At 74.1% G+C, this 24,326-nt stretch carries 30 protein-coding genes and 1 riboswitch; of the genes, 14 read left to right on the forward strand and 16 right to left on the reverse strand.

Annotated features, from left to right (window positions below; genetic code table 11):
* Positions 1–144: 144 nt before the first annotated feature.
* Positions 145–807: a TetR/AcrR family transcriptional regulator gene (locus ABZV78_RS25605; RefSeq protein ID WP_355642471.1), complete on the reverse strand. Its 663-nt coding sequence runs from the start codon at positions 805–807 to the stop codon at positions 145–147.
* Positions 808–973: 166 nt separating this feature from the next.
* Between ABZV78_RS25605 and ABZV78_RS25610 the strand changes: the two genes are divergently transcribed.
* Positions 974–1,618, forward strand: coding sequence for a DUF998 domain-containing protein (locus ABZV78_RS25610; protein ID WP_355642473.1), 645 nt, complete (start codon positions 974–976; stop codon positions 1,616–1,618).
* Positions 1,619–1,624: 6 nt separating this feature from the next.
* Here ABZV78_RS25610 and dusB read toward each other — a convergent pair whose 3' ends face one another.
* The 4 genes from dusB to ABZV78_RS25630 form a co-directional block, all read right to left on the reverse strand.
* Positions 1,625–2,797, reverse strand: coding sequence for a tRNA dihydrouridine synthase DusB (dusB, locus tag ABZV78_RS25615; RefSeq protein WP_355642474.1), 1,173 nt, complete (start codon positions 2,795–2,797; stop codon positions 1,625–1,627).
* A 51-nt stretch (positions 2,798–2,848) separates the two neighbouring features.
* Entirely contained in the window at positions 2,849–4,228 is a 1,380-nt protein-coding gene (locus tag ABZV78_RS25620; RefSeq protein ID WP_355642476.1) for a glycine--tRNA ligase, read from the reverse strand.
* A 113-nt stretch (positions 4,229–4,341) separates the two neighbouring features.
* On the reverse strand, positions 4,342–4,902 hold the full coding sequence (locus ABZV78_RS25625; RefSeq protein WP_355642477.1) for a hypothetical protein: 561 nt from the start codon (positions 4,900–4,902) through the stop codon (positions 4,342–4,344).
* Positions 4,903–4,927: 25 nt separating this feature from the next.
* Entirely contained in the window at positions 4,928–5,269 is a 342-nt protein-coding gene (locus ABZV78_RS25630; RefSeq protein WP_355642479.1) for an antibiotic biosynthesis monooxygenase family protein, read from the reverse strand.
* Positions 5,270–5,296: 27 nt separating this feature from the next.
* On the opposite strand from ABZV78_RS25630, the gene ABZV78_RS25635 reads away from it, so the two are divergent.
* From ABZV78_RS25635 to ABZV78_RS25670, 8 genes are all read left to right on the forward strand, one after another.
* Positions 5,297–5,554, forward strand: coding sequence for a DUF6703 family protein (locus tag ABZV78_RS25635; protein ID WP_355642480.1), 258 nt, complete (start codon positions 5,297–5,299; stop codon positions 5,552–5,554).
* 70 nt (positions 5,555–5,624) lie between these two features.
* Positions 5,625–6,560 (forward strand): metal ABC transporter substrate-binding protein, encoded by a 936-nt coding sequence (locus ABZV78_RS25640; RefSeq protein ID WP_355642481.1) that lies wholly within the window; start codon positions 5,625–5,627, stop codon positions 6,558–6,560.
* Positions 6,557–7,318, forward strand: a complete 762-nt coding sequence (locus ABZV78_RS25645) for a metal ABC transporter ATP-binding protein (RefSeq protein ID WP_355642483.1) — start codon at positions 6,557–6,559, stop codon at positions 7,316–7,318. The genes ABZV78_RS25640 and ABZV78_RS25645 overlap by 4 nt, the downstream gene beginning before the upstream one ends.
* The gene (locus tag ABZV78_RS25650; RefSeq protein ID WP_355642485.1) at positions 7,318–8,193 is read left to right on the forward strand and encodes a metal ABC transporter permease; all 876 of its coding nucleotides are present in this window, start codon (positions 7,318–7,320) and stop codon (positions 8,191–8,193) included. Before ABZV78_RS25645 ends, ABZV78_RS25650 begins: the two co-directional genes overlap by 1 nt.
* 43 nt (positions 8,194–8,236) lie before the next feature.
* Complete coding sequence (locus tag ABZV78_RS25655; RefSeq protein WP_355642487.1) at positions 8,237–8,539, forward strand: metalloregulator ArsR/SmtB family transcription factor; 303 nt, start codon at positions 8,237–8,239, stop codon at positions 8,537–8,539.
* A complete protein-coding gene (locus ABZV78_RS25660) occupies positions 8,536–8,928 on the forward strand; it encodes a Fur family transcriptional regulator (RefSeq protein ID WP_355642488.1) in 393 nt (130 codons plus the stop codon). The genes ABZV78_RS25655 and ABZV78_RS25660 overlap by 4 nt, the downstream gene beginning before the upstream one ends.
* Positions 8,929–8,976: 48 nt before the next feature.
* Positions 8,977–9,582, forward strand: a complete 606-nt coding sequence (locus ABZV78_RS25665) for a hypothetical protein (RefSeq protein WP_355642490.1) — start codon at positions 8,977–8,979, stop codon at positions 9,580–9,582.
* 9 nt (positions 9,583–9,591) lie between these two features.
* The gene (locus ABZV78_RS25670; protein ID WP_167537054.1) at positions 9,592–9,759 is read left to right on the forward strand and encodes a hypothetical protein; all 168 of its coding nucleotides are present in this window, start codon (positions 9,592–9,594) and stop codon (positions 9,757–9,759) included.
* A 40-nt stretch (positions 9,760–9,799) separates the two neighbouring features.
* Here ABZV78_RS25670 and ABZV78_RS25675 read toward each other — a convergent pair whose 3' ends face one another.
* The 5 genes from ABZV78_RS25675 to ABZV78_RS25695 form a co-directional block, all read right to left on the reverse strand.
* On the reverse strand, positions 9,800–11,722 hold the full coding sequence (locus tag ABZV78_RS25675) for an acyl-CoA dehydrogenase family protein (RefSeq protein WP_355642516.1): 1,923 nt from the start codon (positions 11,720–11,722) through the stop codon (positions 9,800–9,802).
* A gap of 252 nt (positions 11,723–11,974) precedes the next feature.
* A complete protein-coding gene (locus tag ABZV78_RS25680) occupies positions 11,975–12,478 on the reverse strand; it encodes a DUF6328 family protein (RefSeq protein WP_355642492.1) in 504 nt (167 codons plus the stop codon).
* A gap of 89 nt (positions 12,479–12,567) precedes the next feature.
* Complete coding sequence (locus tag ABZV78_RS25685) at positions 12,568–13,317, reverse strand: SIS domain-containing protein (protein ID WP_355642494.1); 750 nt, start codon at positions 13,315–13,317, stop codon at positions 12,568–12,570.
* Positions 13,314–14,120: an AAC(3) family N-acetyltransferase gene (locus ABZV78_RS25690; protein ID WP_355642496.1), complete on the reverse strand. Its 807-nt coding sequence runs from the start codon at positions 14,118–14,120 to the stop codon at positions 13,314–13,316. Before ABZV78_RS25690 ends, ABZV78_RS25685 begins: the two co-directional genes overlap by 4 nt.
* Entirely contained in the window at positions 14,117–14,941 is an 825-nt protein-coding gene (locus ABZV78_RS25695) for an alpha/beta hydrolase (RefSeq protein WP_355642498.1), read from the reverse strand. The genes ABZV78_RS25690 and ABZV78_RS25695 overlap by 4 nt, the downstream gene beginning before the upstream one ends.
* Positions 14,942–15,018: 77 nt before the next feature.
* Positions 15,019–15,125: riboswitch (TPP riboswitch) on the forward strand.
* Positions 15,126–15,199: 74 nt separating this feature from the next.
* Here ABZV78_RS25695 and ABZV78_RS25700 point away from each other — a divergent pair.
* The 3 genes from ABZV78_RS25700 to ABZV78_RS25710 all read left to right on the forward strand — a co-directional run bounded on the left by ABZV78_RS25700 (position 15,200) and on the right by ABZV78_RS25710 (position 18,148).
* A complete protein-coding gene (locus tag ABZV78_RS25700) occupies positions 15,200–15,778 on the forward strand; it encodes an ECF transporter S component (RefSeq protein ID WP_355642499.1) in 579 nt (192 codons plus the stop codon).
* Positions 15,779–15,891: 113 nt separating this feature from the next.
* Complete coding sequence (locus ABZV78_RS25705; protein ID WP_355642501.1) at positions 15,892–17,307, forward strand: ABC transporter ATP-binding protein; 1,416 nt, start codon at positions 15,892–15,894, stop codon at positions 17,305–17,307.
* 40 nt (positions 17,308–17,347) lie between these two features.
* Positions 17,348–18,148, forward strand: a complete 801-nt coding sequence (locus ABZV78_RS25710; RefSeq protein ID WP_355642503.1) for an energy-coupling factor transporter transmembrane component T — start codon at positions 17,348–17,350, stop codon at positions 18,146–18,148.
* Positions 18,149–18,248: 100 nt separating this feature from the next.
* Here ABZV78_RS25710 and ABZV78_RS25715 read toward each other — a convergent pair whose 3' ends face one another.
* Positions 18,249–18,485, reverse strand: a complete 237-nt coding sequence (locus ABZV78_RS25715) for a hypothetical protein (protein WP_355642504.1) — start codon at positions 18,483–18,485, stop codon at positions 18,249–18,251.
* Positions 18,486–18,843: 358 nt separating this feature from the next.
* On the opposite strand from ABZV78_RS25715, the gene gndA reads away from it, so the two are divergent.
* Entirely contained in the window at positions 18,844–20,286 is a 1,443-nt protein-coding gene (gene gndA, locus ABZV78_RS25720) for an NADP-dependent phosphogluconate dehydrogenase (protein ID WP_355642506.1), read from the forward strand.
* 6 nt (positions 20,287–20,292) lie between these two features.
* Here gndA and ABZV78_RS25725 read toward each other — a convergent pair whose 3' ends face one another.
* The 5 genes from ABZV78_RS25725 to recO form a co-directional block, all read right to left on the reverse strand.
* Positions 20,293–21,060 carry a pirin family protein gene (locus tag ABZV78_RS25725; RefSeq protein WP_355642508.1) on the reverse strand — a complete coding sequence of 256 codons (768 nt, stop codon included), beginning with the start codon at positions 21,058–21,060 and terminating at the stop codon, positions 20,293–20,295.
* Positions 21,057–21,278, reverse strand: coding sequence for a thioredoxin reductase (locus ABZV78_RS25730; RefSeq protein ID WP_355642510.1), 222 nt, complete (start codon positions 21,276–21,278; stop codon positions 21,057–21,059). Before ABZV78_RS25730 ends, ABZV78_RS25725 begins: the two co-directional genes overlap by 4 nt.
* 139 nt (positions 21,279–21,417) lie before the next feature.
* Positions 21,418–21,603 (reverse strand): hypothetical protein, encoded by a 186-nt coding sequence (locus ABZV78_RS25735; RefSeq protein ID WP_091269936.1) that lies wholly within the window; start codon positions 21,601–21,603, stop codon positions 21,418–21,420.
* A gap of 69 nt (positions 21,604–21,672) precedes the next feature.
* Positions 21,673–22,473, reverse strand: a complete 801-nt coding sequence (locus ABZV78_RS25740) for an isoprenyl transferase (RefSeq protein ID WP_355642519.1) — start codon at positions 22,471–22,473, stop codon at positions 21,673–21,675.
* A gap of 8 nt (positions 22,474–22,481) precedes the next feature.
* On the reverse strand, positions 22,482–23,357 hold the full coding sequence (recO, locus tag ABZV78_RS25745; protein ID WP_355642512.1) for a DNA repair protein RecO: 876 nt from the start codon (positions 23,355–23,357) through the stop codon (positions 22,482–22,484).
* Positions 23,358–23,459: 102 nt separating this feature from the next.
* On the opposite strand from recO, the gene ABZV78_RS25750 reads away from it, so the two are divergent.
* Positions 23,460–24,239 (forward strand): DUF4097 family beta strand repeat-containing protein, encoded by a 780-nt coding sequence (locus ABZV78_RS25750; RefSeq protein ID WP_355642514.1) that lies wholly within the window; start codon positions 23,460–23,462, stop codon positions 24,237–24,239.
* Positions 24,240–24,326 lie beyond the last annotated feature (87 nt).

Here is a 24,326-nt window from a genome sequence, read left to right on the forward strand (position 1 = left end):
CCTCCTACCGCATCAGCGTGGACAACCTCGCCGACTGGATCGCCACCCGCGGCTACAGCGCCTCCTGACGATCCGATCGACAGCAAGACAGCAACACGAAAGGGCCCGACCCCCAGGGGGTCGGGCCCTTTCGTCGTCGCGGATTCAACGCCGTTGAAGGGCGAGCCCGTCGAGGAACACCCCCAACCCGAGCGCGAACCGGCCCTCGGGATCACCCCGGAACAGTTCCTGCCCCATCGCGGTGGTGTGCGGGAACTCCTGCGCCGACAGGTTGCGGTAGTGCTCCGCGACCGCCGCCCAGTGCCGGGCCACCGCCTCGGCGCCAGCCCTCTCGTTGAGCCGCTTGCGGGCCGTGTCGAGGGCGTCCGCGGTGACGTACAACGAGAGCCGGTCCAGGGCCCAGGCGCAGACGTCATCGGGGAACCCCGCCGTACGCAGGGTGGCCAGCAGAGCCTCGGCGATGCGGACCGAGTTGCCGCCGACCGGTCGCCCGGACATCGCGACGGCGGCGATGTCGCCGTGGCGGAGCAACGCGCCTCGGACCTCGCCGGCGAACTCGGTCAATGCCTGGCGCCAGTCCCGGCCGTCGGGCGGTGTGCGCACCTCCGCCAGCACCCGGTCGAGGGCCAGATCCAACAGCTCGTCCTTGCCGGAGACGTGGCGATAGATCGACGCCGGACCGGTGCCGAACGCGTCGGCGACCGTACGCATGCTGACGGCCTCGACGCCGCGGCGGCCGACCAGGTCCAGCGCGGCGGCGACGATCGCCTCCCGGGTCAGCGCGGGCCGCGACGCGGACTGTCCCACCCGTCCTCCGATCCTGACGGCTGTCCGGCCCTCCCGACAGCGCGACGGTGTCCCAGCTTAGTGGCGCGGCTCGGCCGCCCGGGGCTTGCGAACGGTGTTCGCAGGATGCGAGGATTCCTGCGAACACCGTTCGCAGCAAGCAGCCTTACGACGCGCGGAGGTCCCCATGTTGCCCACCGCCCGGGTGGCCGCCACCCTTGCACCGCTGGTCTTCGTCGGTGTCGACCTGGCCGACGCGTTCACCCGACCCGACTACGACCCGGCCCGCCACTGGGTGAGCCACCTGTCCCTCGGCGACCGGGGCTGGCTGGGCTTCGCCAAGCTCGCGACCTGCGCCGTCCTCCTCGTCCTCGCCGCCGTCGGCCTGCGGCGGGCAGCCGCCCGAGGGACTCGTACGGCGTGGAGCTGGCGCACGGTCGCCGTGGCCGGCCTCGCGCTGCTCGCCGCGGCGGCACTTCCGATGGACCCGAGCCTGGGCTACCCGGCCGGCGCGAGCGTCGGACAGAGCTGGCACGGCACCGGCCACGACGTCGCCGCGGCGGTCCTCGTCGGGGCGATGGCGGTCGCCGGCTGGCTACTCGGCCGGGACCTGCGGCGGGCGGGTCACGGCACGGCCTGGCAGACCACCGGCCGGGCCGTCACGGCAGTGGTGGTCATCGGGTTCGTGGCCTGTTCCGCGCTGGTCGGGCTGGACTACGCCGGCATCCTGCCCGGAGCCCCCAGCGGCCTGCTCGAACGGGTCGCCCTCTACACCGGGGTGGCGTGGCTCGGGCTGGCGACGCGGCGGGCCCTCGGGCGGGCCGACGCCTGACCGCCGTCAGCCGCCGGAGTCGTCCAGCTCGGCGCCGTCCGGCGGGGTGTCGTCGTCCCGGCTGGCCAGCCAGCCGTCGGGCAGGAAGACCTTGCCCGGGGAGTTGGTCCGGCCGCGCGGCTGGCCGAGGGTCTCCACCGGGAACGGCACGGTCGGGTCGAGCTTGCCGAGCAGGTCGTCGAGCTGGGCCAGGCTGTCGATCATGGCGAGCGAGCGGCGCAGCTCGCTGCCGATCGGGAAGCCCTTGAGGTACCAGGCCACGTGCTTACGGAAGTCGGTGCAGCCGTCGCGCTCGCCCCGGGCCGGGTTGCGGGCGCCGGCCACGAACTGGTCGACCAGCAGCTCGGCGTGCCGCCGCATGGTCGCCGCCACCTCGCCGAGGTTCGGCAGCCGCCGCTCGGTGCGGCCGTTGAAGGCGGCCTCCAGATCGGCGAAGAGCCAGGGGCGGCCCAGGCAGCCCCGCCCGATCACCACCCCGTCGACGCCGGTGTGGGCGACCATCCGCAGCGCGTCGTCGGCCTCCCAGATGTCGCCGTTGCCGAGCACCGGCACGTCGAGCGCCTGCTTGAGGGTGGCGACGGCGTCCCAGTCGGCGGTGCCCGAGTAGCGCTGCGCTGCCGTACGCCCGTGCAGGGCGACCGCGGCGACGCCCGCGTCCTGGGCGGCGAGACCCGCCTCGACGTACGTCAGGTGGTCGTCGTCGATGCCCTTGCGCATCTTCACGGTGACCGGCACCCCGGCGGGCGACGCGGCGTCCACCGCGGCCCGGACCAGCCGGGCGAAGAGCCGGCGCCGCCACGGCAGGGCCGAACCGCCGCCGCGCCGGGTGACCTTGGGGACCGGGCAGCCGAAGTTGAGGTCGATGTGGTCGGCGAGGTTCTTCTCGACCACGATCCGCACGGCGGCGGCGGTGATCTCCGGGTCGGTGCCGTAGAGCTGGAGGCTGCGCGGTTGCTCGTCGGCGCCGAAGGCGATCATGCGGAGGGTCTTCGGGTTGCGCTCGACGAGCGCCCGGGTGGTGATCATCTCGCAGACGTAGATGCCGCCGCCCTGCTCGCGGCAGAGCCGGCGAAAGCCGACATTGGTGATCCCGGCCATCGGCGCGAGCACCACCGGCGGCCACACCTGGTGTGGGCCGAGGGTCAGCGGGCGCAGCGCGGGCAGGGTCGGGGCGGTCACCGGACAAGTGTACGGGGCCCCGACCGACCGGTCGGGGCCCCGTGACCAGCGTCAGCAGCCGGGCAGGCGCTCGATCAGGTAGCGCTCGACCTGGTCCAGCGAGATGCGCTCCTGGGTCATGGTGTCCCGGTTCCGCACGGTCACCGCGTTGTCGTCGAGGGTGTCGAAGTCGACGGTGACGCAGAACGGGGTGCCGATCTCGTCCTGCCGGCGGTAGCGGCGGCCGATGGCCTGCGAGTCGTCGAACTCGACCACCCAGCGCTTGCGCAGGTCGGTGGCGAGCTGCTTGGCCTTCGGCGAGAGCGCCTCGTTGCGGGACAGCGGCAGCACCGCCACCTTGACCGGGGCCAGCCGCGGGTCGAAGCGCATGACGGTGCGCTTGTCCACGCCGCCCTTGGTGTTCGGCGCCTCGTCCTCGTCGTACGCCTCGAGCAGGAAGGCCAGCACCGCGCGGGTCAGGCCGGCGGCCGGCTCGATCACGTAGGGCATCCAGCGCTCGCCCTTGGTCTGGTCGAAGTACGACAGGTCGACGCCGGAGTGCTTGCTGTGCGTGGACAGGTCGAAGTCGGTCCGGTTGGCGATGCCCTCCAGCTCGGCGAACTCGGTGCCGCCGAACTGGAACCGGTACTCGATGTCGACGGTGCGCTTCGAGTAGTGGGAGAGCTTCTCCTTGGGGTGCTCGTAGAAGCGCAGGTTGTCCTCGGAGAGGCCCAGGTCGAGGTACCAGTTCCAGCGCTCGGCGAGCCAGTACTCGTGCCACTTCTCGTCGGTGCCCGGCTCGACGAAGAACTCCATCTCCATCTGCTCGAACTCGCGGGTGCGGAAGATGAAGTTGCCCGGGGTGATCTCGTTGCGGAACGACTTGCCGGTCTGCGCGATGCCGAACGGCGGCTTCTTGCGGGCGACCGTCTCCACGTTCTTGTAGTTGACGAAGATGCCCTGGGCAGTCTCCGGTCGCAGGTAGTGCAGGCCCTCGTCGCTCTCCACCGGGCCCAGGTAGGTCTTCATCAGGCCGTTGAACATCTTCGGCTCGGTGAAGGTGCCCTTGTTGCCGCAGTTCGGGCAGTTCAGCTCGGTCAGCGAGGTGAGCGGCTTGCCGTGCTTGGCCTCGTACGCCTCTTCGAGGTGGTCGGCGCGGAACCGCTTGTGGCAGGACTGGCACTCGGTGAGCGGGTCGACGAACTCGGCGATGTGGCCGCTGGCCTCCCAGACCTTGCGGGCCAGGATGACCGCGGAGTCCAGGCCGACGACGTCGTCACGCTGCTGGACCATGGTCTTCCACCACTGCCGGCGGACGTTCTCCTTGAGCTCGACGCCGAGCGGACCGTAGTCCCAGGCCGACCGAGTGCCCCCGTAGATCTCGCTGGAGGGGAAGACGAAGCCCCGGCGCTTGGCGAGGCTGACGACGGCGTCGATACGGTCGGCTGGCATGTTTCCTCCTACGCCGGCTGGCGGTCGGCGGGGGCGATGTGAGTGGAACCGGACGGTTCGGGACAACGGTACGACCACCGTGGTCCCGAGCCCAGCAGAATACCGGGGCGCGGTCAGCTCACCCCGCACACCTCCATGCCGCCGGTCTGCTGGTCCGGCGCCAGCGTGACGGTCTGCGCCTCCCGCTTGCCGCCGGCCAGCGTCACGTCCACCGGCACGGTCAGCGTCGTGGTGTCGACCTCGCCCACCCGGTAGCCGGAGACCTGCGGCTCGGTGGCCACCCGCTGCTCGAACTCGCGCCGGGACTCGCGCCGCCGGGCGTCGTCGCACAGCTGGTCGTACGCCTTGGACCAGTCCTTGGCGACGAGCGCCTGGTAGTAGTCGTCGGTGACCGCCCGGCCCTGCTCCTCGACGGCCTGCACGTTGCTGACCGCAAGCCCGACCACGGCGGCGCCGCCCCCGCCGCAGCAGAGCAGCAGGGCGAGCGCGCCCACGCCCAGGCCGAGCCAGAGCCGGGCCCGCCCGCCCTCGGTGGGCGGGGCGGCGAACGGCGGGGCGACGCCGGGACCGGGCGGCGGCGCGGGGACGCCGGGCTCGGCCGGGAATCCCGGCACCGGCGGCACGCCGGAGGGCACGGGCGGAGGTGGTGGGGCGGCCGGCCCGGGAGCGGTCATACGCGCCAGGGTAGTGCCCCCGGCCTCAGCGGTAAGGACCTGCGGCCCGATCACTGGCCACCACGACGATCTCGCCGTCCGGCGCGGCACTGGCCAGTGTCTCGTACGCCGAGGGCTCGTCCACCGACCGGGCGAGCAGCGGCACCGCGGTGACCTTGACATCGAACCCGCCGAGCGCCCGGCGGTAGGCCCCGACCGACTCCCACTCGGTGATCAGGCACCAGTGGGCGGGGTCGTCCAGCGCCCGGAGCAGTTCGCCGCGCAGGTACCCCGGGCGCGCGGCGAGCGCGGCGAGCGCGGCGTGCGCCTCCCGGGTGAACTCGTCCGCCACGTCGGCGTCCACCACGAACCGGTTGGTGACCAGCACCGGGTTCCTCCTCGTAGAGTCTGTGGCATGCAGCGTACGCAGAGTCCCGTGCTGTCCCGGCTGGCACGGCTCAACCCGACGACGGTGTTCCTGGCCGCGCTGGTCCTGGTGCTGGTCGGGCTCTTCGTGCCCGGCCCGGTGGGCGGCCTGGTGCTGCTGGCGTTGGCCGCGGGGCTGGTGTGGCTGATGACGGTCACCTGGCCGGTGCAGGCGCCGGCGACCCGGGTGCTGCGGCTGCTGCTGCTGACCCTGCTGATCGCGGTCGCGCTGGCGAAGCTGCTCTGACCGTTGACCTGCGCTGACATGCAATCATGCGTTTTTGACAATCAATTTCGTTATCGCGGACAGTAGTTACATGACCGTCCGCTCAGCCCCCCGCGCGCTCGCCGCCGCCACCGCCGCCCTGCTCACCCTGGGCGGCCTCGCCGCCTGCTCGGAGGGCGGCGGCGGGAGCGACCCGGACCGGGTCGACGTGGTGGCCGCCTTCTACCCGCTCCAGTTCCTCGCCGAGAAGATCGGCGGCGACGCGGTCCGGGTCACCAGCCTGACCAAGCCCGGCGCCGAGCCGCACGACCTCGAACTCAACCCCCGGCAGGTGGGCCAGGTGGCCGACGCCGAGCTGATCGTCTACCTCACCGGATTCCAGCCCGCCGTGGACGAGGCGGTCGAGCAGAACGGCGGCGACCGGGCGTTCGACGTCGCCGGCGTGCAGCCGCTGCTCGACGCCGCGGCCGGCGGCCACGAGCACGAGGGCGAGGCCGGCCACGAGGAGGGCGGCGGCCACGACCCGCACCTCTGGCTGGACCCGACCCGGCTGGCCACCGTCGGCGACCGGCTCGCCGAGCGGCTCGGCACGATCGACCCCGACCGGGCCGCCGACTTCACCGCCCGGGCGGCGGCACTGCGCACCGAGCTGACCGGGCTCGACGCCGACTACACCCGGGGCCTGGCCACCTGCCAGCGCCGGGAGATCGTGACCAGCCACACCGCCTTCGGCTACCTGGCCGAGCACTACCGGCTCGAACAGGTCGGCATCACCGGCCTCAGCCCGGACGCCGAGCCCTCCCCGCAGCGCCTCGCCGACGTGGCGCGGGAGGCCCGGGAGCACCGTGCCACCACCATCTTCTTCGAGACGCTGGTCAGCCCGAAGGTCGCCGAGACCGTGGCCCGCGAGGTCGGGGCGACGACCGCGGTGCTCGACCCGATCGAGGGCCCGCCCGCCGACGGCGACTACCTCTCGGCGATGCGCGCCAACCTCCAGACCCTGCGGACCGCCTTGGACTGCTCATGAACGAACCCGTGATCCAGGTCGCGCACGCCGCCGTCGGCTACGACGGCCGGTCGGTGCTGCGCGACGTCTCACTGACCGTCACCGCCGGCGAGGTGGTGGCCGTGCTCGGCGCCAACGGCTCCGGCAAGTCGACCCTGATCCGCGCCGTGCTCGGCCTGGTGCCGCTGGGCGCCGGGTCGGTCACCCTCTTCGGCACGCCGCAGCGCCGCTTCCGGCAGTGGCACCGCATCGGGTACGTCCCGCAGCGGCTCGGCGCGGGCAGCGGCGTACCCGCCACGGTGGGCGAGGTGGTGGCGTCCGGGCGGCTGGCCCGCCGGGGCGTGCTGCGCCCGCCGGGGCGGGCCGACCGGGAGGCGGTGGCCGCGGCGCTGCGCGCGGTCGGGCTCGCCGACCGGGCCGGCGACCCGGTCGCCACCCTCTCCGGCGGCCAGCAGCAGCGCACCCTGATCGCGCGGGCGCTGGCCGGCCGGCCGGAGCTGCTGGTGCTCGACGAGCCGACCGCCGGGGTGGACGCGGCCAGCCAGGAGGCGTTCGCCGCCGCGCTGCGCGCCTTCCGCGACGGCGGCGGCACCGTGCTGCTGGTCGCCCACGAGCTGGGGCCGCTGCGCCCGCTGATCGGCCGGGCCGTCGTCGTGCACCAGGGCGGCATCTGCCACGACGGCGCGGTGCCGGAGCCGGCCGGCCACCACGCCGAGCCGGGCCACGACCACGTGCACCCGCACTGCGACGAGGAGCCCGCCGGGCTGTGGAGCATGTGATGGACCTCTTCTTCCACTACGACTTCATGCTGCGCGCCCTGGTCGGCGCGCTGGTCATCGGGCTGGCCGCCCCGGCGCTCGGCATCTACCTGGTGCAGCGCCGGCTGGCGCTGATCGGCGACGGCATCGGCCACGTGGCGCTCACCGGCGTCGGCGCCGGGCTGCTGCTCAACCGCTCCCCCGTGCTGGTCGCGGTCGTCGCGGCCACGCTGGGCGCGATCGTCATCGAGCTGGTCCGCTCGCGCGGGCGCACCTCCGGTGACCTGGCCCTGGCGCTGCTCTTCTACGGCGGCATCGCCGGCGGCGTGATGCTGGTCGGGCTCTCCGACGCCAGCAGCGGGTCGCTCAACGCGTACCTCTTCGGGTCGCTGACCACGACGTCGCCGGCCGACCTGGTCACCATCGCGGTGCTCGGCGTGGCGCTCCTGGTGACCATGCTGGCGCTGCGCCCGGCGCTCTTCGCGGTCTGCCACGACGAGGAGTACGCCCGGGTCTCCGGCCTGCCGGTGCGGGCGTTGAACCTGCTCCTCGCGGTCGGCACCGCGGTGACCGTGACCATCGCCATGCGGGCGGTCGGGGTGCTGCTGATCAGCGCGCTCATGGTGGTGCCGGTGGCCACCGCGCAGCAGGTGACGCGGGGGTTCCGGGCCACCATGGCGGCGGCCATGGCGCTCGGGCTGTTCGCGGCCGGGGCCGGGCTGTGGGTGGCCGCCACCGCGGACACCGCGCCCGGCGCCTCGGTGGTGCTGCTGGCCATCGGCTCGTTCCTGGTGGTGGCGCTGCTGGCGGCCGGCCGGCGGGCGCTGCGCCGGCGGACCCGACCGGCCCCCGCGCCGGTGGCCGAGCCGCCGGAGCACGAGGTGGTCCTCCGGTGAGGCCGTCCCGGCCGGCGCTGCTGGCATTGGTTACCGTTACGGGGTGACGGTCACGAACGGGTACGACGCCTTCGAGGGCGCGGGTGACCTGCTGCGCGCGCTGTCGGCGCCGATCCGGCTGGCGATCGTGAGCGAACTGGCCGAGGGCGAGCGCTGCGTGCACGAGCTGGTGGAGAAGCTCGGCGCCCCACAACCGCTGGTCTCCCAGCACCTGCGGGTGCTGCGCGGCGCCGGCGTCGTGCGCGGCTCGCGGCGCGGCCGGGAGATCGCGTACGCCCTGGTGGACGAGCACGTCGCGCACATCGTGGCGGACGCGGTCAGCCACGCCGGGGAGGGGCCGCCGTGACCGAGGGGACGCTGCGCAACACCCGGCAGCGCACCGCGGTGAGCGCGCTGCTGGCCGAGGTCGAGGGTTTCCACAGCGCCCAGGACCTGCACGCCATGCTGCGCCAGCGCGGCGAGCGGGTCGGGCTGACCACCGTCTACCGGACCCTCCAGGGGCTGGCCGACGCGGGCGAGATCGACGTGATGCGCCCACCCGGCGGCGAGCACCTCTACCGGCGGTGCAGCGAGGGCCATCACCACCACCTGGTCTGCCGGGCCTGCGGCCGGACCGTGGAGGTGGCCGGCCCGGCCGTGGAGAGCTGGGCCGAGCGGGTCGCCGCCGAACACGGGTACGCCGAGGTCAGCCACACCCTGGAGATCTTCGGCACCTGCCCGGCCTGCGCCGGCTGAGAAAACTGCCCCGTGCCCCGGCGGCCGGGCCGTGGCACGCTGTCCCGCGTGAAGATCTACGCCGACCGTTTTCCGACCGCCCTCCGTCAGCTCCTCACCGATCTGCTCGTGGTCGTCTGGGTGTACGCGGCGATCCGCTTCGCGCTCTGGCTGCACGACCTGGTCGAGAAGCTCGCCGTGCCCGGCCAGAAGCTGGAGGGGGCCGGCGGCGGGCTCGCCGACAACCTGGCCGACGCCGGCGGGAAGGTCGGCCGGGTGCCGCTGGTCGGCGACGAGCTGACCGCCCCCTTCACCAAGGCCGCCGAGGCCGCCCGCTCGGTCGCCGAGGCCGGCCGCGACCAGCAGGAACTGGTCGGCCAGCTGGCCCTGGCGCTGACCGTCGCGGTGCTGGTCTTCCCGCTCGGGCTGGTGCTGTTCGGCTGGCTGCCGCTGCGGGTGCGCTGGATGCGCCGGGCCGGCGCGGCGAAGGCGCTGGCCGCCGCCCCGGCCGGGCGGGACCTGCTGGCGCTGCGCGCGCTCGCCGGGCAGCCGCTCGCGAAGTTGAACCGGATCGCGCCGGACGTGGCCGAGGCGTGGCGCCGCGGCGACGACGAGACGGTCGACGCGCTCGCCGCACTGGAGCTGCGCGAACTCGGGCTGCGCACCGGCCGGTAAGGTGTGCCGGTGCTGTACTTCCTGATCGTCGTCGCGGTCCTGCTGCTGATCTACGCGGGCGTGCTGGTGAGCTTCGTCCGCAAGGGCCGCCGGATCCCGCCGGCCGCGTACCTGGTGCTGGCCGGGCTGAACGGGCTCATCCTGGCCGGGGTGATCGCCTGGGCGGTCGCCCGCTGACCGGCTGGCCCCCGCCGCGCTCGGCGGGGGCCCCGAACCGTCAGGTCGTGGGCGGGATGCGACGGCGGACGTCCTCCGCCGTGGACGGGCCCGGCTGCCAGCGGGCCACCCAGGGCTGCTCGGCGGGCGGGGTGACCACGCCCTCCTCCACGGACGCGTACCGGCCGGCGATGATCCGCTTCGCGGCGGCCACGTCCAGCGCGTCGGTGTTGGACCACAGCCCGCTGAACAGCTCGTCGACCCGCAGCCGGGCCTGCCGGCAGAACAGGTCGGCCAACTCGACGTTCTCCGGGTGCTCGGCGCGCTCGGCGACCGCCCGGACGCAGACCGCCGACATCGCGAACAGCTCCGCGCCGATGTCCACCACCCGGCCGAGGAACGCCTGCTTGCGCTCCATCTTCCCCTGCCAGCGGGACATCGCGTAGAAGGTGGACCGGGCCAGCTTGCGGGACGTTCGCTCGACGTGCCGCAGGTGGCCGGCGAGCGGACCGAACTCGTGGTACGCCCCGGGCGCCTGGCCCTTGCCGACGGCGAGGGTGGGCAGCCACTTGGCGTAGAAGACGCCGGCCCGCGCGCCGGCCTTCGCCTTGCGGCCCAGCCCGGCGTCCGGGTCGATGATGTCGCCGGCCACCGAGAGGTGCGCGTCGACCGCCTCGCGGGCGATCAGCAGGTGCATGATCTCGGTGGAGCCCTCGAAGATGCGGTTGATCCGCAGGTCGCGCAGGAGCTGCTCGACCGCGGCCGGGCGCTCGCCCCGGGCGGCCAGGGAGTCGGCCGTCTCGTAGCCGCGCCCGCCCCGGATCTGGATCAGCTCGTCGGCGATCTTCCAGGCCATCTCGCTGGCGTAGAGCTTCACCAGCGCGGCCTCGATGCGGATGTCGTTGCGGTCGTCGTCGGCGAGCAGGCAGCAGAGGTCGAGCATGGACTCCATGCCGTAGGTGGTGGCGGCGATGAAGGCCAGCTTCTTGGCGACCGCCTCGTGCTCGCCGACCGGCCGGCCCCACTGGACCCGGTCGGCGGCCCACTCCCGCGCCACGTTCAACGCCCACTTGCCCGCGCCCACGCACATGGCCGGCAGCGAGAGCCGGCCGGTGTTCAACGTGGTCAGCGCGATCTTCAGGCCCTTGCCCTCGCCGCCGATCACGTTCTCCTTCGGCACGAAGACGTCGTGGAACCGGGTCAGGCTGTTCTCCAGGCCGCGCAGCCCGATGAAGGCGTTGCGCCGCTCGACGGTGATGCCCTCGCTGTCGCCCTCCACCACGAAGGCGGTGATGCCGCCGCGCCGCCCCTCCGCCGCCGGCACCCGGGCCATCACCACCAGCAGGGTGGCGACCGTGCCGTTGGTGGCCCAGAGCTTCACTCCGTTGAGCCGGTAGCCGGTGCCGTCCTCGGTCGGCTCGGCCGTCGTGGCCAGCCGGGCCGGGTCGGAGCCGACGTCCGGCTCGGTGAGCAGGAAGGCGGAGACCTCACCGGCGGCCAGCCGGGGCAGGAACTGCTGCTTCTGCTCGGGGGTGCCGAACATCTTCAGCGGCTGCGGCACGCCGATCGACTGGTGCGCGGAGAGCAGCGCGCCGATCGACGGGTTCACCGAGCCGGCCCGCATGAGCGCCCGGCAGTAGTGCAGGTTGCTCAGCCCGAGGCCGCCGTACTTCCGGTCGATCTTCATGCCGAACGCGCCGAGCCGGGCCAGCCCCTGGAACACCTCGTCGGGGATGTGTGCGTCGCGCTCGATGGCCGCACCGTCCACCTCGGAGTCCAGGTACGCCCCGAACGCGCCGAGGAACTCCTCGGCCCGCGCCACGTCGGCCGGGTCGGAGCGGGGCCAGGGGTTGATCAGGTCGAGCTGGAAGCGGCCGAGGAACAGCTCCTTGCCGAAGCTGGGCCGGTCCCAGGCCGCCTCGCGGGCCGCCTCGGCGACCTGCCGCGCCTCCTTCTCGGAGACCTGGCCGGCCTCGCCGGGCAGCGGCCCGGCGCCACCGGCCGCGTCGACGGCGGCTGCGGTGCCAGGCGTCGGCTCGGGGTCGTCGATCGGCGCCACGCGCCCGGTCGGGCCGCCGTGGCCGGCGGGGTCGGGTCGGCTGTTCTGTGTCGTGGTCACGGCTGCCTCCTGGAGACCTCGGTCCGGCTGCGTCGACGTGCCTCAAAACGACGCTACCCCCGGGTGTTACCCAGGGGTAGCCTCGCGCGCACGTCCGATTTGGCGGGACCCGAGCGGTCAGTCGCCGGCCAGCGTCCGGGGATCGTCTTCCTCGTCGTCGATGTCGTCCTCGCCCCAGTTGCGCCGGGCGAACGGCAGGATCACCCAGAAGACCAGGAACCAGACCCCGGTGAGCGCGCTGAGCAGGAAGGCGATCGGGCGGCTCAGCACGAAGTCGGTGATCAGCAGGACCGCGCTGACCATCGAGATCAGCATGAAGCCGAGGCCGCCGCTGGCCATCCGGTGCGCGAAGCGGACCAGCTCCGGCTTGCGGCCCTGGCGGAACAGCGCCCGGTGGAAGGCGACCGGCGAAATGATCATCGCGGTGGCCGCGGCGGCGGACAGCAACGCGACGATGTAGACGTCCTTCTGGAATTCGGTGGTCCGGGTGAAACCGTTGCTGAACGGCAGGGTCAGCAGGAAGGCGAAGAGGATCTGCACCCCGGTCTGCGCCACGCGCAGCTCCTGGAGCAGGTCGGCGAAGTTGCGCTGCCAGCGCTGCTTCTCGGTTTCCTTGGACACGCGCTACCTCCAGGAAAGACGGTACTGCCGGTGGGGGCCTCCCACCGGCAGCTCAGCCTGTGCCCCGCCGCGCCACACGCGAAACCGGTTCAAGCCCCCCGGCGGATCCGGCCCGCGTACCGGGCCTCCAGCTCGGCGTTGTGCTCGTCGCCGCCCGTGATGTTGGCGGACAGGTAGACCGGGGGCCGCTCCCCCGCCGAGAGCAGCCGAGCGACCACCTCGGCGACGATCTGCTGGGCCAGCAGCGCGGCGGTGATCGAGGAGACCGCGCCGACCGCGCCGCCGCCGGGCAGCGGCAGGGTCGCGTCGCCGTACGGGGCGCCGTTGTCGAGCACCACGTCGGCGAAGTCGGCGAGCTTGCGCCCGGACGGGTGGCGCGAGCTCATCCGGGCCGAGTGCTGCGCCGAGGTGATCGCCACCAGCCCGTGCCCGCGCTCCTTGACGATGGCCGCGAACTCGACCATCGCCCCGTTCACCCCCGAGTTGGAGGCGAGCACGAACACGTCCTGCGGCCGGACCGGGGCCAGCTCGTAGAGGCGGTGCGCCACGGCGGGCTCGCGTTCCAGCTTCGGGCCGAGCACGTCGGCCGGCTCGCCGCCGTGCAGCACCAGGTCGCGCAGGGCGATCCGGTTGGTGGGGACCAGCCCGCCGGCCCGGCCGGCGATCTCCATGGCGAGGGCCTCCGAGTGGCCGGTGCCGAACGCGTGCACCACCCCGTCGGCGCGCAGCGACGCGGCGATCAGATCCGCCGCCCGGGCCACGTTCTCCCGCTGGTCGGCGGCGACCCGGCCGATCGTCTCGGTCACCACCGCCAGGTACGCCTCGGAGCTCACGGTCATGCTTCCTCCGTCCGTCGGGGCCGGGCCAGCCACTCGACCGCGAAGTCGACCGCCGCCCGCTGCCTCATCAACCGGCCCGTCCCGTCGCCGACCGGCCCGAGCCGCACCGCGCCCGTGGCCTCCAGGTCGGCGCCGAGCCGGGCGAAACTCTCCTCGTCCAGGCGCACGTCGTCCCACCACACCCACTCCCGGCCGCCGTCGGCGGTCAGCACGGCCGCGCCGCAGCGCTGCCGGGGTGGCGCGGGCTGCCGGTACTCGGCCAGGTGCAGGGAGGTGTTGCTGCCGTGGTCGACGCCGAGCAGCAGCACGTCGGCGTCCGCCTCGTAGAGGCGGGCCAGCGGGGAGCCCTCGCCCAGCATGTCGGCCAGCGCGTGGCCGCCGACGATCCGCTCCGCGGCCGGGCCGAGCGCGGCGAACGACACGTGCGGGTGGTCGCTGCGCAGCGCCCCCGGCCAGGTGCGGACCAGCTCGGCCAGCGCGCCCATGAAACGGCTCGGGGTCACCGCCGGGTCGAAGCCGGGCTGCTCGTCGCGGATCACCGGCCACCAGTCCGCCGGCACCGGCGGATTGCTCCACTCCGCCGGGTCGCTGTTCTCCGGCGTGTGGGTGGGCACCACCACCGTGCCGGCCGGGCCGAGCACGTCGCGCAGGGCGAGCAGCACCGCCTCGGGGCCGCCGCAGAGGAAGCCCAGCGGGCGCAGGGAGGCGTGCACCAGCACGGTCCCGCCGGGGCGTACCCCGAGGTCGCGGAGCTGGGCGGCGAGTGACGCCCGGGTGTGCGGCCGGGCCGGGGTCGGGGTCATCGGCCGGCGCGGGCGAGGATCGCCGCGGCGAGCGGACCGGGCGCCTCGTCCGGGATCCAGTGGGTGACGCCGGACAGCACCTCGAAGCGGAAGTCGCCGGTGACGTGGGTGGCGCACGCCTCGGCTGCGGTGCGCCCGATCGCCACGTCCTGGTCGCTCCAGACGAACGTGGTCGGCACGCCCACCGGCCCGACGGCCTTCATGTCCGCCCCGGTCATGGCCCGGTACCAGTTCAGGGCCGCGGTCAGCGCGCCCGGCTCGCGCATCGGCTCGGCGTAGCGGGCCACCCGGGCGGCGTCGCCCACCCCGGCCAGCATCCGGCGCAGCGTCGCCGCCCGGAACGCCAGCAGCACCTTCTCCGCCTTGCCCGGCTTGCGGAACAGGGCGATGTAGGAGGAGCGGGCCTTCTGCCGCGGGTCGGTGGCGAGCGCGTGCCCCATGGCCGCCGGGTGCGGCACCGACACCGCGGTGAGCGTGCGGACCCGCTCCGGGTGCGCCGCCGCCAGGCCCCACGCCACGATCGCGCCCCAGTCGTGGCCGACCAGGTGGGCGGCGGTCACCCCGAGCGCGTCGAGCACGGCGGCCGCGTCGGCCACCAGCTCCGGGATCCGGTACTCCCCGACCTCCGTCGGCCGCGCGCCGGGCGAGTAGCCGCGCTGGTCGAGCGCGTACGTGCGCAGCCCGGCCCCGTGCAGCGCGGGGGTCACCTCGTCCCACTCGCCGGCGTGCTGCGGGAAGCCGTGCAGCAGCAGGACGGGTTCGCCGTCCTCGGGGCCGCCGGTGCGTACCTCGAACGTCAGACCTCGCGCCTCGACCCGCATGATCGCCACCCTAACGGGCGATCGCCCAGCTGGGCCGGGCGGCGGGGTCGGTGCTAGCGTCTGCGACGAGACAACTTCACATCCGACAGGGGAGCGCACAGCGCTGAGAGTGCGGGCCGGTGCCCGCAGACCCTCGAACCTGATCTGGGTAATGCCAGCGCAGGGAGTTCGGTCGACCTCCAGCCGCGCCGCCGTCCGGTGACCACCGGGCGCGGCGTGCGTCTTCTCCTGGTTCACCTCACAGAACTGGGAGCAACCATGGACAGCACCAACCGGTGGCGCACCATCGACATCGTCGTGGCCTCCGTGCTCGCGGTGGCGTTCGGCATCATCTTCTGGGCCTGGGGCCTGCTCTGGAACGGGCCGGCGGACGCCATCCCGCTGCCCGGCCGCGCCGTCCTGTACGGCGTATGGCTCGTGCCGGCCGTGCTGGGCGCCCTCGTCGTCCGGAAGCCGGGCGCGGCGCTCTTCACCCTCACCCTGGCCGCGCTGGTCTCGGTGGCACTGGGCACGAGCTGGGGCTGGACGATCGTCGTGCAGGGCCCGCTGGAGGCGGCCGCCGCCGAGCTGGCTTTCGCGCTCTTCGCGTACCGCAGCTTCCGGCTGCCCGTGGCGCTGCTCGCCGCGACGCTGGCCGGTCTCGCGGCGGCGATCTACGACGTCTTCGTCTGGTACCCGGGCACCGCGTGGGGCAGCTTCCGCCTCCCCTACATCCTGCTGACCGCCGCCAGCTCGCTGGTGGTGGCCGGCCTGGGCAGCGTCGCCCTCACCCGGGCCCTGGCCAACACGGGTGTCCTCGACCGCTTCCCCGCCGGCCGCGAACGCGCCGCCGTCTGACCACCACCCGCCGAGGCCGTGTTGATCATGAGGTTGGCGATATCGATCTCTGAAACTGCCGTCAACATCATGATCAACCGGGCAGGGTAGCCCGGAGAGGGGAGGTGGGACGGTTGGGGGCCGTGGAGCTGCGGGGGTTCGGGTGGCGGCACGCCGGGCGGAAGGGCTGGGCCGTCCGAGGGGTGGACCTGAGCGTCGAGGTTGGCGAGCGGGTGTTGCTGCTGGGGGCTTCCGGGGCCGGGAAGAGCACGTTGCTCGCGGCGCTGGCCGGGTTGCTGCCGGAGGACTCCGGCGAGCAGGAGGGCACCGTCGAGATCGACGGGCTCGACCCGCGCAAGGCCCGGGAACGGGTCGGCATCGTCTTCCAGGACCCGGAGAGCCAGCTGGTGATGGCCCGGTGCGGCGACGACGTGGCGTTCGGGCTGGAGAACCGGGGAGTGCCTGCCGGGGAGATCTGGCCCCGGGTGGACGAGGCGCTGCGACGGGTCGGCTTTCCGTATGACCGGGACCGGCCCACCGCGGCGCTGAGCGGGGGTGAGCAGCAGCGGCTCGCCCTGGCCGGGACGCTCGCCCTGCGGCCGGGGCTGCTGCTGCTCGACGAGCCCACCGCCAACCTCGATCCGGCCGGCGCCGACCTGGTCCGCCGGGCCGTCGCGGACGCCCTCGACGCGGACACCACGCTGATCCTGGTCGAACACCGGGTCGCCGAGGCGTTGCCGCTGGTCGACCGCGTGGTGGTGCTCGAACCCGGCGGCGGGGTGCGCGCCGACGGGCCGCCCGACGCGGTCTTCGCCGCGCACGGCGACGCGCTCGCCGCCGCCGGGGTCTGGGTGCCGGGCCGCACCGTGCCGCCCCGGCACGCCACCGCGCCGCCCGGCGAGGTGTTGCTCGCCGCCGACCGGCTCGGCCTGCCGCCCCGGCTGACCCCCACCGACCTTCGGGTACGCGCCGGCGAGGCGCTCGCCGTCCTCGGCCCCAACGGCGCCGGCAAGTCCACCCTGGCCCTGCTGCTCGGCGGGCTGCTCCGCCCCGGCACCGGTACGGTCACCGCCACCCCCGCCCTCGCCGGCCCGGACGCGCGTACTCCCCCGCACCGCTGGCGGGCACCCGCCCTGGCCGGCCGGATCGGCTCGGTCTTCCAGGACCCCGAACACCAGTTCGTCACCAGCACCGTCCGCGACGAACTGGCCCTCGGTCCCCGCCGCACCGGGCAGCCCGAGGCGGCCGTGACGGCCACCGTGGACGCGCTGCTGGAGCGGCTGCGGCTGGACCGGCTGGCCGGTGCCAACCCGTACACCCTCTCCGGCGGCGAGGCGCGGCGGTTGAGCGTGGCGACCGCCCTGGCCACCGCGCCCCGCCTGCTGATCTGCGACGAGCCCACCTTCGGCCAGGACCGGCGGACCTGGCGGGAGCTGGTCGACCTCCTGGCCGAGCTGCGCGACGCGGGCCACGGCGTCGTCGCGGTCACCCACGACCCTGACTTCGTCGCCGCGCTGGCCGACCGCACCATCACTCTGGAGCGCCGATGACCTCCGCCGACCCCGGTCGGACCGCCTCCCGGGAGCGCCGGTGATCAGCGTGGAGCCGGTCGCCGCGCCCGGTGCGCCGCTGGCCCGGCGCAATCCGGTGGCGAAACTGGCCGCCGCGCTGGTCTTCAGCCTCGTCCTGGTGGCCACCCTGGACCCGGTGGCCCCGGCCATCGCCATCGCCGTCGAGCTGGCGGTGCTGCCGTTGTTCGGCGTCCGCTACCGGGTGCTGGCCCGGCGGGCCTGGCCGCTGCTGGCCGGCGCCGGCGGAATCCTGGTCACCCTGGTGCTCTTCGCCGCCGACCGTTCCGGCCCGGTGCTGGTCGAGGCCGGCCCGATCCTGGTCACCGAGGGGGTGCTGGTCACCGCGCTGGGCCTGGTGCTGCGGATGCTCGCCGTGGCGCTGCCCGGGATCATCGTGTTCGCGACCACCGACCCCACCGACCTGGCCGACGCGCTGGTCCAGAACGCGAAGGCGCCCGCCCGGTTCGCCATCGGCGCGCTGGCCGCGTTCCGGCTGGTGCCGCTCCTGGAGGAGGAGTGGCGGATGATCAGCATGGCCCGACGGGCCCGGGGCGTGGACGCCGGCCGGAACCCGGTGGCCCGGCTGCGGCTGTTCGTGTCGACGGCGTTCGCGCTGCTGGTCGGGGCGATCCGGCGGGGCACCCGGCTGGCCGTGGCCATGGACGCGCGGGGCTTCGACGCCGGCACCCCACGTACGGTCGCCCGCCGGCAGCGCTTCACCCGGGCGGACGCGCTGCTGGTTGCCGCGGCGGCGGCGCTGGCCGGCGCGGCGCTGACGGTGAGCGTGGTGCTCGGCACCTTCCGCCCGCTGATCGGCTGACCTGCGAGGGCGGTGCGGTCCGCCACCCGCAGACCGTTGGCCGGACGGGGTGTCGCGACATGATCGCGCCGCGACACCCCGTCCCGGCAGCCGGGGCCGGTCAGCTGCGCCGGAAGGCGTAGAACCGGGTCTGGCCGGCGCGCTGGCTGCGCCCGGCGAGCCGGGCCTCCCGGCCGGCCGGCGGGCCGGCCTTCGGTGACGGCGGCGTGTCGGTGCGCCCAGGCAGGGCCACCGGCGCGGCCGGCGCCACGGTGAGCGCGTCGAGATCCGGCGGGGTGAGGTCCACCGGGGACGGCGCGGGCTTGCGGGACTTCTTCGGACTGCGCTTGGCGGGCATACGCTGCCTCCTGACTGTCGGGCACCCGTGGGCACGGCGAGCGGGGAACACCCGGGCGGGTCCGGCCAGAAACGCCACGCCACCGACGGTGACGGGAGGATGCGGACGCCCGGGGCGCACGGTCCACGGCGATGTGCACGGTGGACCGGGCCTGCGAGAGGTGGGCGTCAGTTACGCATGCCAGCACGGTAACCCACCGCCGCTCCGTCCCGCACCGGAATTACCGGCACGGCCGGCGCGGAGGGCTGAGGACCCACCGCCACCGCGCCCTCACCCGGCGTCGACGTCCCGGCCCACCCACCTACCGGCCGCGATACGGTCGCAGCACGGGCACCGGAGACGAGGGGTGGCGGTACGCATGGCACAGCAGGCGACGGCGCAGATCGGGGTCACCGGCCTGGCGGTGATGGGCCGCAACCTGGCCCGGAACCTGGCCCGCAACGGCTTCACCGCGGCCGTGCACAACCGCTCGCCCGAGCGCACCCGGAGCCTGCTCGCCGAGCACGGCGACGAGGGCACGTTCGTGCCCTCGGAGTCGATGGCCGATTTCGTCGCCTCGCTGGAGCGCCCCCGCGCCGTGATCGTCATGGTGAAGGCCGGCGCCCCCACCGACGCGGTGATCGACGAGCTGGTCCCGCTGCTGGAGGAGGGGGACATCGTCGTCGACTGCGGCAACGCGCACTTCGCCGACACCCGACGCCGGGAGGAGGCGCTGCGCGGGCACGGGCTGCACTTCGTCGGCACCGGCGTCTCGGGCGGCGAGGAGGGCGCGCTGCTCGGGCCGAGCATCATGCCCGGCGGTTCGGCCGAGTCCTACCGGAAGCTCGGCCCGATCTTCGAGCGGATCGCCGCCCAGGTGGACGGCGTCCCCTGCTGCCGGCACATCGGACCGGACGGCGCCGGCCACTTCGTGAAGATGGTCCACAACGGCATCGAGTACGCGGACATGCAGCTCATCGCCGAGGCGTACGACCTGCTGCGGGCGGGGCTGTCGGCGAGCCCGGCGGAGATCGCGGAGATCTTCCGGGAGTGGAACGGCGGCGAGCTGGAGTCCTTCCTCATCGAGATCACCGCCGACGTGCTCGGGCACACCGACACGGCGACCGGCCGGCCCTTCGTCGACGTGGTGCTCGACCAGGCCGAGCAGAAGGGCACCGGCCGGTGGACCGTGCAGAGCGCGCTGGACCTCGGCATCCCGATCACCGGCATCGCCGAGGCCACCTTCGCCCGGTCGCTCTCCGGGCACGCCGACCAGCGCGCCGCCGCCCGCCGCGCGTTCCCCGACGCGGGCGAGAAGTGGCAGGTGGACGACCGGGACACCTTCGTCGAGGACGTCCGGCGCGCGCTGCTGGCCAGCAAGATCGTCGCGTACGCGCAGGGCTTCGACCACATCCGGGCCGGCAGCCAGGAGTACGACTGGGACATCGACCTGGGCGGCACCGCCACCATCTGGCGGGGCGGCTGCATCATCCGGGCCCGCTTCCTGGACCGGATCCGGGAGGCGTACGACACGGAGCGGGAACTGCCCACGCTGCTGGTCGCCCCCTGGTTCGCCGACCGGGTCGGCGCCGGGGTCCCGGCCTGGCGGCGGGTGGTGGCCGACGCGGCCCGGGCGGGCGTGCCCACCCCGGCCTTCTCGTCGTCGCTGGCCTACTTCGACGCGTTGCGCGCCGAGCGGCTGCCGGCCGCGCTCATCCAGGGGCTGCGGGACAACTTCGGCGCGCACACCTACCACCGGGTGGACCGGGAGGGGTCGTTCCACACACTGTGGGCGGGCGACCGCTCCGAAGTGGAGGCGTGAGCCCGCTCAGGCGAGCGTGGCGTGCATCTCCCAGACCAGGATCTCCGCCGGCTCGGCGGCGGTCACCCGCTGACCCCCGGCCATCGTGATCCGAGCCGCATCGCCCTCGCCGAGGTGTCCGGCTGCTTCCAGCGTCACGGCGCCGCTGGGCACGTAGAGGTGCAGGAACGGCGCGTCGGGCAGGTTCACCGAGTCGCCGGGGGCGAGCCGGGCGGCGTGCAGGGTGGCGTACCGGTTGCGGATCCGGATGGCGGAGGCGCCGTCGTACCGGTCCATTCCGGAGGCGACCGGCACCAGGCCGCCACGCAGCAGTTCGTCACCGATCTCCAGCTGCTCGTAGCCCGGGTCGATCCCTTCCTCGTCGGGGAGCACCCACATCTGCACGAAGTGGACCGGGTCGCGGTGCGGGGCGGTGTTCTCCAGCCGCCAGGAGTCGTTCTTCTCCGAGTGCAGGATGCCGGTGCCGGCGCTCATCCGCTGGGCCAGGCCGGGATAGATGACGCCGGAGTGCCCGGTGGAGTCCTGGTGGACCAGCGAGCCGCGCAGCACCCAGGTCACGATCTCCATGTCCTGGTGCGGGTGGGTCTCGAAGCCGGTGCCCGGGTGCACCACGTCGTCGTTGTTGACCAGCAGCAACCCGTGGTGGGTGTTGGCCGGGTCGTAGTGCCGGGAGAACGAGAAGGAGTGCTTGGAGTCGAGCCACGACAGCCGGGTCTTGAACCGGTCGTCGGCCCGGCGGACGTCCACCGCCGGCGCGGGCATCGTCGCCGTCACCAGGCACGCTGCCCGGTCTCGGCCGGCGCCCAGGTGAGCGCCGGTTCGCCGGTGGCCAGCTCGCCGATCTCGCCGGAGCGGACGGCGGGCGTGTGGCCGAGTTCGGCGCAGTGCTGCTCGGCGATCTCCGCGCAGATCTCGGCGACCTGCTCGCAGATCGGGCTGCCCAGGTCCGCCGCGTTCAACGCCATGATCATTTTGAACCGGAGATCGCTCATACTCCACCCCCGTGGGCGGGCGCGGCCCGGCGGCGCGCCCTGCGCCGATCGTACGCGCGGGCGCCCCGCTCCCGGCCGGAAAGCCGGATGCGGGGCGCCCGCGGCGCGGTCCGCCCCTACGCCGCGGCGGACCTTGACGTCACCAGAACCGACGGCGCTTGGCCTTCTGCGGCCGCAGCATGTCGGCGCCCTTGGTGAGCAGTCGGCTCACCCCGGTCGGGCCGCGACGGGCCTCCAGGGTGTGGCTGAGCCGGCGCGCGCCGGCCGCCGCCAGCGGCACGGCGACCGCCATGACCGCCCACTGGGCAATCCGCTTCTGAATCATGTGGGTTCACCTCCGCAATCTGCCTGCTGTCCGGATTGATACCCAGCAGGCGGCGTCGGTAAGCGCACCTCAGGCGCCGGGGGCCACCGGGTTGGGCAGCGCGCCGCCGAAGCGGCGGTCCCGCTGGGCGTAGAGCTCGCAGGCGTACCAGAGGTGCCGGCGGTCGAAGTCCGGCCAGAGGGTGTCGAGGAAGACCAGCTCGGCGTAGGCGGTCTGCCAGAGCAGGAAGTTGGAGGTGCGCTGCTCCCCGGACGGGCGGAGGAAGAGGTCCACCTCGGGGACCTCCGGGTGGTAGAGGTATTTCGCGATGGTCTTCTCGGTGACCTTGCCCGGGTCGATCCGGCCGGCGGCCGCGTCGCGGGCGATCGCGGCGGCCGCGTCGGCGATCTCCGCCTGACCGCCGTAGTTGACGCAGAACTGGAGGGTCAGCGTGGAGTTGCCGCGGGACATCTCCTCGGCGGTCTGCAGCTCGGAGATGACGCTCTTCCAGAGCCGCCCGGCCCGGCCCGACCAGACCACCCGGACGCCCAGGTCGACGAGCTGGTCGCGGCGGCGCCGGATGACGTCCCGGTTGAACCCCATGAGGAAGCGGACCTCGTCCGGCGAACGCCGCCAGTTCTCGGTGGAGAAGGCGTACGCCGAGAGGTAGGGGATGCCCAGCTCGATCGCGCCCTCGATGGTGTCGAAGAGGCTGTGCTCGCCCTGCTCGTGACCCTTGGTCCGGGGCAGCCCGCGCTCCTTGGCCCAGCGGCCGTTGCCGTCCATCACCACGGCGACGTGCTTCGGCAGCGCGTCGGCCGGCAGCGCCGGCGGCCGGGCGCCGGAGGGGTGCGGCGTCGGTCGAACCGGCTCGCGGCGGCCGGCCCTCATCGATCGGATCACTCGGTCATCTCCCTGTTCACACCAGCGGCGGCGGGTCCGGCGCCGGCGCGCGGCGGGACCACACCCGGCCCCGCGCCGCCGGGCGGCGGGACCGCGCCGGACGCCGGGGCACCCCGGTCGACCAGCGGCAGCGAGCGTAGCGCGCGTTCCAGGTGCCACTGGAGGTGCGCGGCGACCAGGCCGCTGCACTCCCGGCGCACGCCGGTCTCGGTGGCGTCGGCGTACGCCCAGTCGCCGGTGGTCAGCGCGGACATCAGCTCGATGGTGGCCGGGGCGGGGTGGGCGGCGCCGGGGGGCCGGCAGTCCGGGCAGACCGCGCCCCCGGCCGGCACGGAGAACGCCCGGTGCCGCCCCGGGGTGCCGCAGACCGCGCAGGCGGTCAGGGCCGGCGCCCAGCCGGCGAAGGCCATGCCGCGCAGGAGGTAGGCGTCGAGCACCAGGGTGGTGGCGTGCTCGCCGATGGCCAGCGAGCGCAACGCGCCGAGGGTGAGCTGGAACAGCCGCAGCGAGGGCTCCCGCTCGATCGGGGTGAGCCGCTCGGCGGTCTCGGCGATCGCGCTGGCCGCGGTGTAGCGGGGGTAGTCGCCGAGGAACCGCTTGCCGTAGAGGTCGATCCCCTCGACCTGGCTGATGGTGTGCAGCGAGCTGCCGTGGTTGCCCTTGGGGTCGCCGGCGAGCTGGAGGTCGACGTGCCCGAACGGCTCCAGCCGGGCGCCGAACTTGCTGGTGGTGCGCCGGACGCCCCGAGCCACCGCGCGCAGCCGGCCGTGCCGACGGGTGAGCAGGGTGATGATCCGGTCGGACTCGCCGAGCTTCTGCACGCGCAGCACCACCGCGTCGTCGCGGTAGAGCTGTCGGCGGTATCCGGCCATCAGGCCATTCTCCCTCGGGGTGCGATCTCAGGGTCTCCTCGGGGTGGATCGGCGGTCGAACCCCGATGCGCCGCGCGCACGGTCGGCCGTAGCGTCCTGGCCATGGCTCTGCACCGGACCGCCGTCGCCGCCGCCGCGGCCGCCACCCTGATCGTCCTCGCCGGGTGTGACACCCTGTCGTTCCGCCGCCTCGACTACGACCAGACCGAGAGCGCGAAGATCACCAAGATCACCGTGCCGGCCGGCGGCGCGGGCGACGTGACGATCCGGGCCACCGGCGCGGCCGACCAGGTGCGGATCAAGCGGATCGTCCGCTACCAGGGCGGGGAGCCCGACACCCGCTACGAGATCAAGGGCGACGAGCTGGTGCTGCCGAGCGACTGCGGCGCGCGGTGCACGGTCTCCTGGGAGGTGACCGCCCCGGAGGGGGTGACGGTGCGCGGTGAGGCCAGCTCCGGCAACGTCACGCTGCACCGGGTCGGCCCGGTGGACTTCAACCTGAACTCGGGCGACGTCAACGTCACCGAGGCGCGTGGCGAGGTCCGCGTCACCACCACCTCCGGGAACATCGAGGTGGTCGACGCGACCGGCCCGGTCCGGCTGCGTGCCTCCTCCGGCGACATCAGCGCCCGCCGGCTCGCCGCCGGGGTGGACGCCGAGGCCACCTCGGGCAACGTCAGCATCGAGCTGGACAAGCCGGCCGCGGCCCGGTTGCACGCGACCAGCGGCGACGTCGACCTGACCGTGCCCGAGGGCCGGTACCGGGTGCGGGCGGACGCCAAGTCGGGCGACAGCGACCTCGCCGTGCCGAACGACCCCGGCGCGACCCTGCTGCTCGACGTCACCGCGACCAGCGGCAACGTGCGGGTCGCCAGCCGCTGAGGCGCGCCGCCGGTCAGCCCGGGACGCGCTCGGACCGCCCGGGCGCGCGCGGGGCCGGCACCCGGACGCCGGCGGTCGCCAGTTCGC

The sequence above is a fragment of the Micromonospora sp. NPDC004540 genome, from assembly GCF_040610095.1.
GTDB lineage: Bacteria > Actinomycetota > Actinomycetes > Mycobacteriales > Micromonosporaceae > Micromonospora.